We start from the raw sequence: 15,769 nt of genomic DNA on the forward strand, positions 1-15,769 counted from the left end.
AGAACGACCGGGCCGGGGTCGAATGGCTGGGGAGGTCGCGTTCAGGGAGACGTACGGAAGATACGTCCGGAACACCAGAACAATTAGAAATGGGGAATTTTACCGATGACAGATGTAGTGGACGCCGGCATCCCGTCCGGCACGGAAGGCAAGTTGATACGTGCGCTTGACTGGAAGGGCGCATTCTGGGTGGCGGCAGGGGTGCCGCCACTCGTCCTTTTCTCGATCGGAGGCATTGCAGGAACGACTGGAAAGCTTGCCTTTGCCGTCTGGATCATTTCGATGATCATGGGCTTCCTGCAGTCCTTCACCTATGCGGAAATCGCCGGCATGTTCGGCAACAAGTCAGGAGGTGCCTCGGTCTATGGGGCGACGGCGTGGCTGCGCTATTCCAAATTCATTGCGCCGCTTTCGGTCTGGTGTAACTGGTTTGCCTGGTCGCCCGTGCTCTCGCTTGGCTGCGCGATTGCCGCCGGCTACATCCTGAATGCGCTTTTTCCGATCCCCGCCGCCGATTCCCGGCCGGTTCTCGACTGGATTGCCGCGCACGCCTCATCCGTCGCGGCTGATAGTCCGCGTGTGGCGGAATGGCTGGCGGCACACGCCGGCGGGACGCCGGACGAGGCGGTCAAAGCGTTGCTCGGCGCAGACGCCGTGGCCGCGCTGACACCCGCCGTGCGCAACTGGTCGCTGGCAAGCTTCGGCATACCCTTCCTGGCTACGGCCAATCTCAACGCGACGTTCTTCATCGGGGCAGTCCTCATGCTGATCATCTTCGCGATCCAGCACCGCGGGATCCAGGAAACCGCCAGCGTGCAGAAATGGCTCGCGATCATCGTTCTCGTGCCCCTCGCCTTGATCGGCATCTTCCCGATTATTACCGGCGCGATCCAGATGACCAACGTCACGGGCCTCGTGCCGCCGAGCGCCGCCTATTCCGGCGAGGATGGTACGTGGAGCAACGGCGGCTGGACGCTCTTTCTGGGTGGCCTCTACATTGCCGCCTGGTCGACTTACGGCTTCGAGACGGCGGTTTGCTACACCCGCGAACTCAAGAATCCGAAGACCGACACGTTCAAGGCGATCTTCTATTCCGGCCTGGCGTGCTGCCTGTTCTTCTTCCTCGTTCCCTTCGCCTTCCAGGGTGTGCTCGGCCACACGGGCATGCTGGCGCCAGGCATCGTCGACGGGACCGGTGTCGCGGAAGCGCTGGCCGGATTGATCGGGGGCGGACGCATCCTCACCCAGGTTCTGGTGATCCTGATGATCATGGCGCTGTTCCTCGCCATCATGACCGCGATGGCCGGGTCGTCCCGTACCCTCTATCAAGGTTCCAAGGACGGCTGGCTGCCGAAGTATCTGGACCACGTGAATGAAAACGGTGCACCCACCCGCGCCATGTGGACGGACTTCGCCTTCAACCTCTTCCTCCTGGCGATCGCGTCGGATGTCGGCGGCTATTTCTTCGTTTTGGCCGTTTCGAATGTGGGCTACATCATCTTCAACTTCCTGAACCTGAATTCAGGGTGGATTCACCGGATGGATTCGGGCCATATCGAGCGGCCGTGGAAGGCGCCGACGTGGCTTATCGGCCTCAATACCGTGCTGGCCTTCGTGAATGCGCTTTTCCTCGGCGCAGGCGCCAAGGTCTGGGGCTATGCCAATGCGCTCTGGGTTGGTTTCGCGTTCGCCGCCGTCATACTGCCGGTCTTTGCCTATCGTCATTACGTTCGAGATGGCGGCAAGTTCCCGGCAGGTGCGATGGACGATCTCGGTCTTGTGGGGCAGGACCTCGGTGTGAAGAAGGCCGGTATACTCCCCTATGCCGCGCTTGTCGCTGGACTTGCAATTGTGCTGGTCGCCAATGCGGTGTTCCAGCTTCCTGCCTAGTCTAGTTTCCACCCATAAAACAGCATGTTTGGTGAATCGCAGTTTGCACGGGCAAGGCCCGGCGGTTTCAATTATCCTGGATCATGTCACTGATTCCAAGTGCTGCGACCGCCGGAGCCGACAGTGCGCGAAGAACGCACCGTCCAAGCCAGCACATTCGATCTTTTCGCCTCGCACGAGAGCTCCGCTTCTTGAGATCGGAGATCTACCGGTGGAATGAAGCCGGCCCGTCGGTGAATCGCCTGACCGCTTCGATCGCTTCAAGGCCTGACTGAACTTCGATCGACACACGAGCAGTGGGCGTCACCTCCCGCATATCGGGGCGGCGGCGCTTTGGGCTGCGCTTGCGCCGCTCGTCCTCCTTCGCGTCCAAGCGGGATGCCGCCCGTCGGTGCAGGACGAGGCCGGTCCCGGGCGCCTTTCGAACCTAGACAACCTAGTAGGCAGATGATGAAGTCCTCTGTCACGGATTTCTTGATCGGGACTGCGGGGCGTTGCTCCTCGGCGGAGGCTCGGTTCTGGATGGTCGAGAAGTCCGATCTAGCGAGTCGTAGGTTTGCTGGAAAAGAGGGAGGAACTCGCCGGCGGGAATGACATCGCGGCTCAAACAGGCGGACACGATTCAGCTGGTGAGCTCAAGTCTCCGTTCCTCTGGTGGCGACAGCGTCGGCCGATGGTTCGCCCGGGGTCATGCGTTTCAGACGCCGGATCAGAGCGCGCATGGTGTCATGCGGCAATCGTTCGATGAGCTTCGTCAATGTCAGGCGATCCTCTGCTTCCTCCGGCGTCTTGCCCACAAGTGCGGCGCTGTGTCAAAGATCATGTCGACAGGCATAAAGCCCATGATCTCACAGAGATGAATCAGGCGCGGGATCGACATCCGAGCTTCTGAGCCTCGCTCGTACCTCCCGGAAACAGATACGGAGAGTCCTAGCAAATGCGCTAAATCGGCGCGGGAGATGCACTTGGCTTCGCGCGTTTTTTTGAGCCAGGCCGAGATCTTTTCATCCATCTCCTTTGCGGTAAGGATGCCGTCGAAACCCGGCTGGCGGAAGACCGGCCTGTCAAATTTCGGGTCGGTTATTCTGATCGCCAGCGAGCGGGACAGGCCGAAGGTGGCGCGGTTCCAAAGCCGCTGGAAGACCCATCAACATCGACTTGGCCCGCACGCGCGGCTGGTGTCAGCGCGGCCAGCCGCTGATCGCGCATGGCCATTGGAAGACGCTGACCTTCCTCGCCGGGCTGCGCCACGACCGCATCGTCGCGCCCTTCGTGCTGACGGCCCGATCAACGCCACCGCCTTCACCGCCGGGGTCGAGCAACGCCTGGCACCAACCCTCAATCGGGGCGATATCGTCATCCTCGACAATCTCGGCAGCCACAGGCAAGCTGGCGCGCAACCATCCGCGATCCCGGCGCCCATCTGTTCTTCCTGCCGTCCTACAGCCCCGATCGCAATCCCATCGAGATAAGGTTCGCCAAACTCAAAACCCTGCTGCGCAAGGCCGACGAGCGTAGCGTCGACGCGACATGGAGGCGCCTCGGCGAAGTTCTCAAAGCCTTCAGCCCGCACGAATGCGCCGACTATCTCAGGCATGCAGGTTATGTTTCAACGTAGATCTGACAGACTCTAGGTAGCAATACCTCACGCGTGCCTCAAGCCAGGGCTCGCGCCCCCGTTATTTCCACAACAGAGCCGCACGTGAACACTGCCTCATCGGAGGCGAGGAAAGCGACGAGGACCGCGACCTCTTTCCGGCCTGCCAATCCACCCGAACAGCACAAGCTTGTCGAGGTCGGCAATGGTTCGGCCCGAGCGTTGAGACTGTTATGCGAGAAGAACCGGCCTGACCCGAAAGGGTCACGAGTTCAGGACACGAATCCCGTCTGTGCCAGCCGATCGCTTGTGTTCCGGCGAGACTGTGCGGCTGGCCAGCTCGTCGGCCGGTATGTGGCAACGGATGAATCCGCCTCCGGTCGCATGGAGGGGCGGCCGGACGTCTGCGCAAAGGCTGCCGACCTGGCGCGGACAACGGCCGGCGAGGGGACAGCCGACGCCTGGTGCCGCCTTCGACGCGGGCATGGCCGGTAGGCGAGAGACGTAACCGTCCTTCTTGAGGCCCGGCGCGGCTTCCAGCAGGATCTCGGTATAGGGGTGGAGGGGCGCGCTGAGCAGTGAGGCGGTATCGCTCATCTGCATGAGCTCGCCGCGATAGAGCACTGCCACCCGGTCGGCCAGCTGCTGCACGACGGCAAGGTCATGCGAGATGAAGAGCATCGCGACGGCATGCTTTTCCTTGAGTGAGCGCAATAGCTCGACGATCCGTGCCTGCACCGAGACGTCGAGCGCGGACAGAATCTCGTCGCAAATCAACAGTTTGGGATTGACCAGCAGCGCGCGGGCAATGGCGATGCGCTGGCGTTCGCCGCCCGAGAGCTGTTCGGGGAAACGATCGAGATAACCGGCGTGGAGGCCAACATTTTCCAGCACCGCTTCGAGCGTATTCTCGCCAGCCTCAAGGCCGAAATGGTTGAGCGGACGCGTGAGGATCGACCGGATGCGGCGACGGGGATTGAGCGACGCGTCGGGGTTCTGGAAGATGTACTGGATCTGCCGCAACTGTTCGACGGAACGATCCTTCACCGTCGGCGGGAGCAGGCCGCCTTCGAGGCTGATGAGACCTGCGCGGGGTGGCAGGCGACCGCTGATCGCCCGCGCGATTGTCGACTTGCCGCTGCCGGATTCCCCAACGAGCGCGACCACTTCACCGGCACAAAGTTCGAGGTCGATGTCGCGGACCACAGAAGGGTTTGTCCGGCCAAGAAGTTTGTCGACGAGGCTCGGCTTTCGATAAGAGAGCGTGAGGTCGGCAACCGAGAGCAGGCGCTCCGGTTTAGCAGAGACCTCGCCGTCCGTTCTGGCGACAAGAGTGAGCGGTTGCGGTGCCGCGACTTCCTGCCATCGTATGCAGGCGACGGATCGCGCGCCGGCGATCGGTTCGAGCACCTGTGGCGTGGTACGGCAGGCGGTTGTCGCGAAATCGCAGCGTGGCTCGAACTTGCATCCAGTTGACATCTGGTCGCGGCGAAGCACACCGCGCAGTCCGCGCGCCTGCCGCTTCGCGCCGTCCATGGTGGGGATCGAGGCGATCAGGCCGCGGGAGTAGGGATGGGCGGGGGCCGAGAGGAGCGTGTCGCCGGAGGCGACCTCGACGAGTTGGCCTGCATACATGACGCCCACGCGGTCAGCGATTTGGGCAAGGAGCGCGAGATCATGCGTGACGTAGAGCATCGCCATGCCGATGCGGGTTCTCAGATCGGAAAGAAGCTGGATAATCTGGCGCTGGGTGGTGGCGTCGAGGCCAGTCGTCGGCTCGTCGAGTACCAGGAGATCGGGATTGCAGGCGACGGCCATCGCGATCGTCACGCGCTGCTGCTGGCCGCCGGAGAGCTCGTGCGGATAACGGTGGCTGACATCCGGTAGGCCGACCAGCGCAAAGAGTTCGACGATGCGTTGCCCCATCGTCATGCCGTCCGGCAGGGCCTTGTGCGTCGCGATCATCTCGCGGACCTGCGAGCCGACCCGCATGCCGGGGCTGAGTGAGGTCGTCGGGTTCTGCGGCACGAGCGCGATGCGGTTGCCGCGCAGGCGCGTCAGTGACGTGGCATCGAGCTTCAGGAGATCGGTGCCGTCGAACAGAACCTCGCCGGTCTGAACGAAGCTGTTGATCGTGCCGTAGCCTAGCATGCGGTAGGCGACGGTGGATTTGCCGCAGCCGGATTCTCCGACGAGCCCAAAGGCCTCGCCGCGGGCGATCTCGAAGGAGACGCCTTGCACGACGTTGGTCCAGCCGGCCGCGCCGCCATAGGCGATGTTAAGATTGCGGACTTCGATGAGCTTTTGCATGGTCACGCTCCTGGGACGGGCCGCTGGCCGAGCATGCGCGACAGCCCATCGGTGAACAGGTTGAATCCGATGACAAGGGAGGCAAGGCCGAGGCCCGGGCCGAAGACCGTCACGGGCGAGGCGATCAGAAGGTTGCGGTTCTCGCTGATCATCAGGCCCCATTCAGGCGTCGGCGGGCGGATGCCGAAACCCAGAAAGCCGAGTGCCCCGATGAGAATCGGGGCATAGCTGAGGCGCAGCGAGAATTCGACGAGCAGCACGTTGGCGGCATTGGGAAGGATCTCGCGGAACACGATCGACCAGATGCCTTCGCCACGCAGCTCCGCCACGGCGACATATTCCCGCGTCGCGATCTCCATGGCGGCGGCCCGGGCGATGCGGGTAATCCGCGGCGCGTAAACGAGGCCGACGACGAATACGATGAGCACCGGCTCGCCGGCGAGCGCCGGGCCGGCGGCGATGATGGTCACCAGTGCAAGCGCCAGGAAGGGAATGCTGATCATCGCCTCGACGATGCGCTGGGTGATCTCGTCGAACCAGCCGCCGATGTAGCCCGATAGGAGGCCGAGCGTGGTGCCGGCAACCATGCCCAATATCGTGCCGGCGAAGGAAAGCATCAGCACGATATGCGCGCCGTACATGAAGCGGCTGAAGACATCGCGGCCGATCTGGTCAAGACCCATTGGATGCTGCCAGGATGCGCCGGAAAGCGGCAGGCCCGTTCCCATTTCGGCAAAGCCGTGCGGGGTCCAGAAGGCACCCCCGATCGCAAAGAGCACATGGACAAGGAGGATGACCGCGCCGACCTTGAAGGGTCCGGGCGTGACGCTCCAGCGCTCCGTGCCGAACCAGGCGAACCTATTGGATGAACGGGCGGTAATCATGCTCATCGGCTTGTCCTCAGGCGCGGTTGAAGCAGGACGGCTAAGATATCCGCCACGAGATTGGCGCCGACATAAACGGCGGCGCTGATCATCACGGTCGCCTTGATGAGGGGAATATCGCGCAGTTGCAGCGCATCGATCAGCAGTGTGCCAAAGCCGGGATAAGAGAACACCCGCTCGACGATGACGACGCCGCCAATCAGGAATCCGAGGTTCAGCGCGGTGACGTTGAGTGCCGGTACGATGGCGTTCGGCAGGGCATGGCGAAAGAGCACGGCGCGGGGACGTAAACCCTTTAGTTCGGCGAGGCGCACATAGTCCGAGCGCAACACTTCGATCAGGCTGTCGCGCAGCACGCGGATGGCATAGACGGCCATCATGATGGCGAGTGTCACGGCGGGCAGAACCATGGCGCGCAGCATCTCTTGCCAGGTACTGGCCTCCGAGATCGTCGCAAGCGCCGGCAGGATCGGCACGGCGACGGCGAAGAGGAAGAGCAGGATGGTCGCGAGCAAAAAGTCGGGCAGCGACAGCAGGAGCAGCGTGATCACCGAAATGACGTTGTCGACCGCCTTGCCGCGGTTCACCGCCTGAATAATCGCCGGAACGAGCGCCAAGACGAGATAGATCGTGAAGGCGAAGAGCGACAGAAGCAGCGTGTTAACGATGCGGGGTCCGAGAACGTCGGCGATCGATCGACCGGTGGCAATCGACACGCCGAGATCGCCGCGCAGGAAGTCGCCGAGCCAATGGAGGTAACGGACCAGCGCCGGCTGATCGAGGTGGAGCTGGCCGCGCAGCACCGCCAGCGCCTTGGCAGTTGCGTCACGGCCGAGTATGCGCGTGGCAACGTCGCCGGGAAGCGCCTCGAGGATCAGGAAGATCAGGATCGACACGAGAAAAAGCGTCAGCGCCGAAAAGAGGACCCGGCTGGCCAGGAGACGAGGTATGCTCATTTTGTGTCCACTCCCTCTGAGAGCAGGGCGGCCTTCGCCGTCAGCACGTCGGGAATGAAGGCTGCATCGGTTTCGAGATCTCCTTCCCACACGTAAAGGAGCACCAAGGGCCTGTCGGCCGAAAGTGTAGCATGGGGTAGCCACGGCACGTGATGGATGGTTTCATCGATGCCCCGCATGTCCCAGTCTGCATCACTCGCTCGCCAAAAAGAGGGGCCGGTGACGGTGTAGTATAGCTCATCAGCGGGATGGTGGTGGAGCGGGTAATGGGTCTCCGGCCCCAGGAACATCAATCCGAACGCAATTTCCTCGTCCTTGATTAGCGCCGGAGGACCATTGTCTGGGCCACAGATGACGCCGTATCCATAGTTTTCCCCGAAATCGCTGCTCGGCGGGTTGGCGAGATAGCTCTTGCTGCGGGTCATATGGATGGCAGGCAGAAGCGCGGCAAGTGCCAGGGCGAGCGGCGACTGGGCGCTGTAGCCGGCAAGCTCGACCTCGCAGGTCGCCTGGATCGGTACGCGGCTCTGCGGCACGTCGTTTACCGGCGGCAGGTGTTCCGCAATCCGGCGCAGTCGGACGGCATGGGATCGCGATACGGTTCGCGCATCGCGATCGAGCGCATCGGCAAAACAGTTGAGAAAGGTCGTCAAAGCGGAAGTCGTCATGCAGCTATCCTCTTCCACGGGACGGGCTGCCCCGTGGATGCGGTTGTCTCGGGAGTGGGGTGGGCGTTAGTCGGCGCAGGCCAGTTCGGCATAATCGATGCGGTTCACATCGACATTAGGCTGATAGCCCGTGCAGCCTCTGCGCAGACCCGCCACGACAGAGGTGAAGACCGGCAGGATCATCCCGCCTTCGTCGGCGACGATCCGCTGGGCATCGCGGTAGAGCTTGTTGCGCTCCGTCTCGTCGGCGGTCTGCCCGGCCTTAACGACAAGCGCGTCGAAATCGTCCCGCTTCCAGTGAGTCTCGTTCCATTCTGACTTGCTGTTCAGCGAGAGCGTCAGGGCCTCGGCCGGCGGGCGGGCGCTGGTGTAGGAGATGACCGCCGGCTTCTTCAGCCAGACCGTATCCCAGTAGCCTTCCGCCGGCGACGTGATGACGTTGACGCGGATGCCGGCCTCAGCAGCCATCTGGGCATAGACCTGCGCAAGCAGCATCATGCCGGGATAGGAGTCGGAGGTGTAAAGGTCGAAATCGATTCCGTCTGGATGCCCCGCTTCGGCGAGAAGGGTCTTGGCTTTCTCGACGTCCGCCGCTTTTGCCGGCGTGCCGAGGCCGAACGGCGAGGAGAGTGGGATCGGTGTATCGCCGCCAACCTCGCCATAGCCGAGCAGCACGGTGTCGAGGATCTTCTGCCGATCCATCACCAGCCTCATGGCTTCGCGGACCTTGATGTTGTCAAAGGGCGGTGTGTCCGTCCAGACCGCAAGATAGAGCGACGTCGCACCTGGCGTCGTGACGAGCTCGACAGCGGGATTGTCCTTGAGTGTAAGGAGGCTCGGTGGATCGACCGTCAGCGACAGGTCGACCGTGCCGGAGAGCAGCGCGGAAAGCCGCGAGGTCGGCTCGAGGCTGGTGGTGATCTCCAGGCACTCGGCCTTCGGCAGGCCGGTGCGCCAGTAGTTCGGATTGCGCCGCATCACGCGCACGGCGCCATTTATGGTGAAAGTTTCTTGCAGGAAAGGCCCGGTGCCATTGCCCTTGACGCGCAGGTCCTCGGGTTTGGCCCCGTCCGAAACCATCAGTGCATATTTGGTCGCGATCAACATTGGCAGTTCGACGACCGGCTCTTTTACCTTGAAGCGCACCGTATGGTCGTCGACGGCGGTGATGCCGTCCGCATCAAGGAAGGCAAGCGTCGAAAAACCGCCCGGCGAGACGGCGGGATCGAGCAGGCGGCGATAGGAATAGACCACGTCCTTGGCGTCGAAATCGGAGCCGTCGTGGAACTTGACGCCGTTGCGCAAGTGGAAAGTCCATTCCGTTGCGTCGGCATTGGATTTCCAGGATTCAGCAAGTGCCGGCACGGGCTGCATCGCGTTGTTGCGATCGACAAGTGGCTCGTAAACCGCTCGGATATGATAGACGCTGTCCGTGCCGATGAGGGCCGCCGGGTCCATGGTCTGCTTCTCGCCGTCGGATTCGTAGCCGAGGACGCGCACGCAGCCTTGCTGTGCAAACACGGCGTTTGCGGAGAGCGAACAGGCTGTCATAGTCACGGCAAGGGCCGTGCCTTTCAGAAGATCTCGCTTCATTTTTGTGTTCCCTTATTATCGATTATTCTGGGAGTATGAAAATGGGCCCGGCTCCTTGCAAACGATTAGAATTAACGTCTACATGAGTAGAATTCATGTGGGTTTGTGAGCATGGTCCGGCGCACTTTGCCTCCGTTGACGACGCTGCGGGCATTCGAAGCTGCCGCGCGGCTGATGAGCTTCAAGTCGGCGGCTGAGGAGCTGCGCGTCACGCAGTCCGCGATCAGCCATCAGATTGCCTCGCTGGAGCGCAATCTCGGCACCCCGCTGTTTCTGCGGCTGCCGGGCCGAGTGGAACTGAGCCGAGAGGGCGCAATCTACTTTCCCGTGGTGCAGGATGCACTCGACAGGATCGCGCTGACCACCGACCTCATTCGCCAGACCAACACGCCCGCGGCGCTGACCGTGCAGGTCTATGTCACCGTCGCTGTCCGATGGCTGATACCGCGTCTCCAGACGTTCAAGCAAGCTTCCCCCGAGATTGCCGTGAACCTCGATGCAAGCCTTCTCGACTGGGAATTCAATCCGGACCGCGCCGATATCGGCCTCATCTATACGCGGGCGCCAAATAGGCCGAACCTCACCTATACCCTGCTGCGTCGCGAGCGGCTCGTCGGCGTCTGCTCGCCAGCGATCGCCAAAGCCATCAAGACGCCTGATGACCTGCGGCATTTCTCGTTTCTTGCGGTCAGCGGAACCACCGAGGACGCGGCCACCTGGGCCGCCAACGTGGGGGCGACCGGCCTCTCGCAAAAATCCTCGCCGCTCTTCGACAGCAACCTGCTCGCCATCGAGGCGGCCGCCAATGGACAGGGCGTGGTTGTCGTTCCGCAATTCCTGGTCGAGGTAGATATTGCCCACGGCAACCTCGTGACCCCGCTTGCCTCTGACGTTATGCAGCCCGGTGGATGGTATCTCGTGCACCTGGAGCGGCGCGCCGGCGAGAAGGCCATCCGCAAATTCCTGCAATGGATCCAGAGCCAGGTGTGACGGCGCGCGACGGATGACAAACGGCCCGCAACAGCGACGTTGCGAGCCGGGGAGGCGGGAGATGCTGGCGCGCTCGATACCGGAGCAGCTCAGCCCCGTCAGCGCATAATCCTTCAGGAAAACCGTTCCAGTGGCGATGTCGGGAGTCATGGATCGGTCCCGATCCAGGAACGGCACCTTTTGCCGGAGCGCATCATGGAACGAGGTCGTCGCTGTCGCGAGCTTCCGCTCCGGATGCTCCTTCAGGCGCAGGTCCGCCGCCTGCGCGGCATGAAGCGACGACGAAAGGAGCGTTCGTGCCGACATCTTCGACGCCGCCGGCAATCGGGCGGGAGTCGAAAGAGGTCGGTTGCGCCAGGGCTCGGTTCTACGTCGCCAACGCCATGAGCGGCGCCTCTACCACCAGAAATGCATGATGCGTATTCTCCGTGCCGAGGTAACGCGGGAGTTTCGCGTGGGTTGGGTTGTTGAGTGTCCTTATCCAACAACTCCACGCACAATGGTGGGCGGGGGACGTCAAGCCAGTGGCCGGCCAGGTTCGAGCTCGACATGGGTCCGTGAGGCAAGCAGCGTTGCAAGGTGCTCGAAGTCGAGCCGGAGCGTCTGCTGCGTTACCTTTTCGCCGCGGACGTGCTCGACACGACGATTACCTGGTGGTTGACGCCCGAAGGAAACGGAACACACCTGAGCCTGCAACAGAGGGGTTCAGCCTCGACACACCGATGGGGCGCCAGGCCTTCGACGGAATGAGGCCCGGCTTGCTCGATCGCCTTGCGCGAGCACTCGACAGCGTCTTACAGAGCAACGGCTAAGCGCATAGCGACAGGATCAGCTCCTGCATATTCGCGACACCAGCCGCCCCGACATCGCGAAGATCGATGCTGCCCTGAAGCGGGTCGAGGCGAAAACTCCACCGGCGGAAGCGGCCAAGCAAAAATGGCCAAACTCGGCCAGCCGGTGAGGCGCACGGATTTAGGTTCCTGGAGTCCGCGAGACTAAACGATGACTTGCTCGCCGAGTTCGACGACCCGATTTGCGGGCAAATGGAAATAATCGGTCGGGTCGATCGCCGAGTCCGCCATCGCGATGAATAGCTTGTCCTGCCATTTCGGCATGCCCGACAGCGGGTCTGCGACCAGTTTGCGGCGGCCGAGATAGAACGACGTCGTCATGATCTCGAACTTGAAGCCCTCCTTGCGACAGCGCGCAAGCGCCCGCGAGACGTTCGGGTCGTCCATGAAGCCGAAACGCAGTTCAAGTTTGCTGAACCGGTCGGAGAGTTTTGTAAGCGTGTAGCGGTCCTCTTCCGGGACATAAGGCACCCTGGCGGTCTTGATCGTCAGGATGACGTTGTGCTCGTGCAATACGTGATTGTGCTTGATGTTGTGCAACAGAACGGCCGGGGTCATATCGGGTGTTGCGGTCAGGAAGATTGCGGTTCCCGGGACCACGGCAGGGGCGTGTTCGGATTTTCGCTCGACCGCGGCTATGAACGTGTCGAGCGCAACATCCTGGCGGGCGGTCTTCTCACGCAGAATCCGGACGCCTTTGCGCCAGGTCCACATCAGCGTCATCACTAGGCCGGCGAAGAGGATGGGCACGTAGCCGCCGTCATGGATCTTGAAGAGGTTGGCACCGAGAAAAGTGAGCTCGAGCAGGAACAGAGGAAGCAGGACCGCAGTCGCAGTCCATATGCGCCAGTTCCACTGATGGCGGACGAATTCGATGGCGAGAATGGTGGTGACGACCATGGCGCCAGTGACCGATACACCATAGGCCGTGGCAAGCGACTCGGAACTGCCGAACACGAGCATGAGAACAAGCACGCCGACCAGGAGCGCGGTGTTGACCAATGGCAGGTAAATCTGTCCCGTCTGCGTTTCCGAGGTGTAGCAGATCTCAAACCTCGGCAGGAATCCGAGGTGAATCGCTTGTCGTACGAGTGAAAACGCTCCGGTGATCACTGCCTGGCTGGCGATGATAGTTGCTGCGGTTGCCAGAATCACGATCGGCAACAGAGCCCAGCTTGGAAACATCAGAAAAAACGGATCAGAGATAGCTTCGGGATGCGACAGCACCAGGGCGCCCTGTCCGACATAATTCAAGGCCAGTGCCGGAAACACGACTGCAAACCAAGCCGCCTGGATTGGCCGGCGACCGAAGTGTCCAAGATCGGCATAGAGCGCCTCGGCTCCTGTCACTGTCAAGAATACGGCGCCGAGGACGATAAAACCGACGAGGCCGCCGTTCCATAAAAAGGTCACGGCGTGAACCGGATTGACGGCCGCCAGAATCCCCAAATCGTCGCCGATGTGGGCAATGCCGGCCGCTCCCATGGCGATAAACCAAACGAGGGTGATCGGTCCGAACAGGTTCGACACGGCTCCTGTGCCGCGGGACTGGATGGCAAACAACAGCACTATGATCGCCACAGAGATCGGTAGCACGTAATCCTGAAACGCTGGCGTGACGAGCTTGAGCCCCTCCACGGCCGAAAGGACGGAAAGCGCCGGCGTGATCATTGCATCGCCGATAAAGAGGGCGGCACCCAAGATTCCAACCATAAGCATGATCGCTGTCTGGCGGGGTGCCTTCTTCATCAACAGGGCCAGCAGGGCCAGCATCCCACCCTCACCGTCATTGTCGGCGCGCAGCAGAAACAGCACGTATTTGCAGCTCACGATGATCGTCAGCGCCCAGAGCATCAGCGAAATGAGGCCGATGACCTCCCCGCGCTCGACCCCTCCTGCGGCAAAGGGACGGAGTGCCTCGCGGAAGGCATACAGTGGGCTCGTCCCGATATCGCCGTACACGACGCCGACCGAACCAAGGGTGAGCACCAAAAATTGACGCAGGTTGTTTGTCTGCGCGGGCGTATGGTCCATGGACGCCGTCATCGGCTCTCCGAAAATGCCTCGCTCTGCGATTATCCGCAAAGCCCAAGTGCGAGGTGGTCAGGATCTTGTGCCAGCACGCTGTACCGAGTGGGCCATATATGCGTTTGCAGACCGCTTTGCGTCTACCTTACGTCCGTATGAGGTCTGGATTCGATTGGGGATTTCAGTTGCGCGCGTAAAGATTTCATAAAGAGCGAGCCTGTTCCTTCCAGAAACACGAGCTCAGAAAGGGCCGATAAGGATGGTACCGTCACGCGCTAACCCGACGCGGCGGACGGTGCTCGTCCAGTCCCTGCAGCCTATCTTATGACGGCTCGATGCCCCCGCTGGGCACGCGCCTCGATGCCCGCCACCCGCGACCGCTGGTTGTCCTGGCGTTTGCCATGCGCGGCGCTGTCCCGGCACTTCCCTCGATCATCGTCACGCCGGCGTCAAGCGAGCTTCTGAGCAATCCGGTGTACATGCGCCTGTCGCACAAGCTAGGAGTTGCTGCGCCCGATGCCAGCAGGCATCGTAGGTTATCTGCCCCTCGCACTTGCAACCGCTCTGGAGGCCGCTTCCATGCTAGCACCGGGCATTCGGGGACTTTTGGCGGGTGTCCGCAACGGGTCGAGAATTCGCCTTCACGAGCGTCGTGGGGTGGATGGTGGCTGTGTGAAAACCCCGCAGGGTCGAGGACGCGTGGAATGATTTTCCGAGATCGATTCGTTGCTTGCGAAACTCAGGCATTGGCACGGGGCCCCAGCCCCAGTTCTCCAACTCGACCCAGAATCTCCCCCACTCCCGAAACCGGAGGACACCCGGAGCATCACGGGCTCCTGATGCCTTGATCTCGTCCATGAACGGGCAGCGGTGCCGTGACCGGTGGGAAGTCCCGCGACTACAACGCGCCTGACGTTTCCTCACATGCGTCACAACCGGACTATTGCCCGGTCGTTATCACCATCCGGAACCGGGCTGCGCCGCTCATCATCCGCTCATAGGCTTCGGCCGCCCGCTCAAGCGGCATCGTTTCGATCATCGGCCGAATGTTGGCGAGGGCGCTGAAAGCCAAAGTTTCTTCAGAATCCGTCGAGGTTCCAGAGGGCCACCCCTGGATCGCCCGGCGACCGCCGATCAGCAGGAACGGCGAGACCTCGATGGGATCGGGTGAAGCGCCAACGACGATCATCTTGCCATCAACGGCCAGTCCGCCAAGCACCGCGCTTACCGCCTGCGAGTTGGTGACCGTGGAGAGGATCACGCGAGCTCCACCCAGCTTGTTCAGCTCGGTGGCGACATCCTGGGTGGTGCTATCGAAATAGTGATGAGCGCCGAGCTTGCGCGCCAGCGGCCCCTTATCGGCGCCCCGCGCGATGGCGACCGTGCGGCAGCCCATCTTGGCGGCAAACTGAACACCGAGATGACCGAGACCGCCGATACCAAGCACCGCGACAGTATCGCCTGCACGGATCCCGCCGTTCCGCAATGCATTGTAGGTCGTGATTCCAGCGCACAGGAGAGGCGCAGCCTCGGCGGCCTGCAGATCATCTGGGATCGCAGCCAGGGCTTCGAAAGGCGCGATCATGTAATCGGCATAGCCGCCATCATAGGTGATGCCGGGAATTTGCCCGTTCGCACATGTAATGAAATCGCCATGGCGGCAGGACGGACAATGGCCACAATGGCCACCGTGCCAGCCAACCCCGACCCGTTGCCCGGGCTTCCAATTGGGCACACGCTCGCCGACCTTGTCGATGACGCCCACAACTTCGTGGCCCGGCACGCGCGGAAAGGTAATGCCCGGGAAAGCCCCCATTTTGGTGAAAGCATCGCTGTGACATATCCCGCACGCCTGGACCTTGATCAGGACCTGGCCCGCAGCTGGGGTCGGAATTTCGCGTTCGACAAGCTCGAATGGTCCGTTGGCGTTTTTCACTTGAACAGCACGCATGCGTGGCATGTGAGCCTCCCGTAGTTTGCGTTGCATCGGGTGACAGTATCG

12 protein-coding genes and 4 pseudogenes are annotated in these 15,769 nt (G+C 61.8%); 5 read left to right on the forward strand and 11 right to left on the reverse strand.

What is annotated here, in order from left to right:
• Positions 1–105: 105 nt before the first annotated feature.
• Entirely contained in the window at positions 106–1,890 is a 1,785-nt protein-coding gene (locus ILFOPFJJ_RS30830; protein ID WP_173514291.1) for a trimethylamine N-oxide permease, read from the forward strand.
• Between the two features lie 170 nt (positions 1,891–2,060).
• Positions 2,061–2,161: pseudogene (locus ILFOPFJJ_RS36635) on the forward strand (3'-5' exonuclease); the annotation flags it as partial.
• 169 nt (positions 2,162–2,330) lie between these two features.
• On the opposite strand, the pseudogene ILFOPFJJ_RS35555 reads toward ILFOPFJJ_RS36635, so the two are convergent.
• The 3 genes and pseudogenes from ILFOPFJJ_RS35555 to ILFOPFJJ_RS34770 form a co-directional block, all read right to left on the reverse strand.
• Positions 2,331–2,512 (reverse strand): annotated as a pseudogene (locus ILFOPFJJ_RS35555) (MucR family transcriptional regulator); the annotation flags it as partial.
• Between the two features lie 13 nt (positions 2,513–2,525).
• Positions 2,526–2,998: pseudogene (locus ILFOPFJJ_RS35560) on the reverse strand (helix-turn-helix transcriptional regulator).
• Positions 2,999–3,071: 73 nt separating this feature from the next.
• The gene (locus ILFOPFJJ_RS34770; RefSeq protein WP_210267658.1) at positions 3,072–3,290 is read right to left on the reverse strand and encodes a hypothetical protein; all 219 of its coding nucleotides are present in this window, start codon (positions 3,288–3,290) and stop codon (positions 3,072–3,074) included.
• 32 nt (positions 3,291–3,322) lie between these two features.
• On the opposite strand from ILFOPFJJ_RS34770, the gene ILFOPFJJ_RS36640 reads away from it, so the two are divergent.
• The gene (locus ILFOPFJJ_RS36640; protein ID WP_376741481.1) at positions 3,323–3,508 is read left to right on the forward strand and encodes a hypothetical protein; all 186 of its coding nucleotides are present in this window, start codon (positions 3,323–3,325) and stop codon (positions 3,506–3,508) included.
• 38 nt (positions 3,509–3,546) lie between these two features.
• On the opposite strand, the pseudogene ILFOPFJJ_RS36335 reads toward ILFOPFJJ_RS36640, so the two are convergent.
• The 6 genes and pseudogenes from ILFOPFJJ_RS36335 to ILFOPFJJ_RS30860 all read right to left on the reverse strand — a co-directional run.
• A pseudogene (locus tag ILFOPFJJ_RS36335) lies at positions 3,547–3,712 on the reverse strand (short-chain dehydrogenase); the annotation flags it as partial.
• 39 nt (positions 3,713–3,751) lie between these two features.
• The gene (locus tag ILFOPFJJ_RS30840) at positions 3,752–5,797 is read right to left on the reverse strand and encodes an ABC transporter ATP-binding protein (RefSeq protein WP_173514292.1); all 2,046 of its coding nucleotides are present in this window, start codon (positions 5,795–5,797) and stop codon (positions 3,752–3,754) included.
• A 2-nt stretch (positions 5,798–5,799) separates the two neighbouring features.
• The gene (locus ILFOPFJJ_RS30845; protein ID WP_173514293.1) at positions 5,800–6,687 is read right to left on the reverse strand and encodes an ABC transporter permease; all 888 of its coding nucleotides are present in this window, start codon (positions 6,685–6,687) and stop codon (positions 5,800–5,802) included.
• Positions 6,684–7,637, reverse strand: coding sequence for an ABC transporter permease (locus tag ILFOPFJJ_RS30850; protein ID WP_173514294.1), 954 nt, complete (start codon positions 7,635–7,637; stop codon positions 6,684–6,686). Before ILFOPFJJ_RS30850 ends, ILFOPFJJ_RS30845 begins: the two co-directional genes overlap by 4 nt.
• Entirely contained in the window at positions 7,634–8,305 is a 672-nt protein-coding gene (locus ILFOPFJJ_RS30855; protein ID WP_173514295.1) for a dimethylsulfonioproprionate lyase family protein, read from the reverse strand. The genes ILFOPFJJ_RS30850 and ILFOPFJJ_RS30855 overlap by 4 nt, the downstream gene beginning before the upstream one ends.
• 66 nt (positions 8,306–8,371) lie before the next feature.
• The gene (locus tag ILFOPFJJ_RS30860) at positions 8,372–9,898 is read right to left on the reverse strand and encodes an ABC transporter substrate-binding protein (protein WP_173514296.1); all 1,527 of its coding nucleotides are present in this window, start codon (positions 9,896–9,898) and stop codon (positions 8,372–8,374) included.
• Positions 9,899–10,009: 111 nt separating this feature from the next.
• On the opposite strand from ILFOPFJJ_RS30860, the gene ILFOPFJJ_RS30865 reads away from it, so the two are divergent.
• Positions 10,010–10,888, forward strand: coding sequence for a LysR substrate-binding domain-containing protein (locus ILFOPFJJ_RS30865; protein ID WP_173514297.1), 879 nt, complete (start codon positions 10,010–10,012; stop codon positions 10,886–10,888).
• A 579-nt stretch (positions 10,889–11,467) separates the two neighbouring features.
• Complete coding sequence (locus ILFOPFJJ_RS36645) at positions 11,468–11,638, forward strand: SRPBCC family protein (protein WP_210267659.1); 171 nt, start codon at positions 11,468–11,470, stop codon at positions 11,636–11,638.
• Between the two features lie 245 nt (positions 11,639–11,883).
• On the opposite strand, the gene ILFOPFJJ_RS30875 is transcribed toward ILFOPFJJ_RS36645, so the two are convergent.
• Entirely contained in the window at positions 11,884–13,785 is a 1,902-nt protein-coding gene (locus tag ILFOPFJJ_RS30875; RefSeq protein ID WP_173514298.1) for a potassium transporter Kup, read from the reverse strand.
• Positions 13,786–14,707: 922 nt separating this feature from the next.
• The gene (locus tag ILFOPFJJ_RS30880) at positions 14,708–15,727 is read right to left on the reverse strand and encodes an alcohol dehydrogenase (protein WP_173514299.1); all 1,020 of its coding nucleotides are present in this window, start codon (positions 15,725–15,727) and stop codon (positions 14,708–14,710) included.
• Positions 15,728–15,769 lie beyond the last annotated feature (42 nt).

This window comes from Sinorhizobium psoraleae (assembly GCF_013283645.1).
GTDB classification, from domain to species: domain Bacteria; phylum Pseudomonadota; class Alphaproteobacteria; order Rhizobiales; family Rhizobiaceae; genus Sinorhizobium; species Sinorhizobium psoraleae.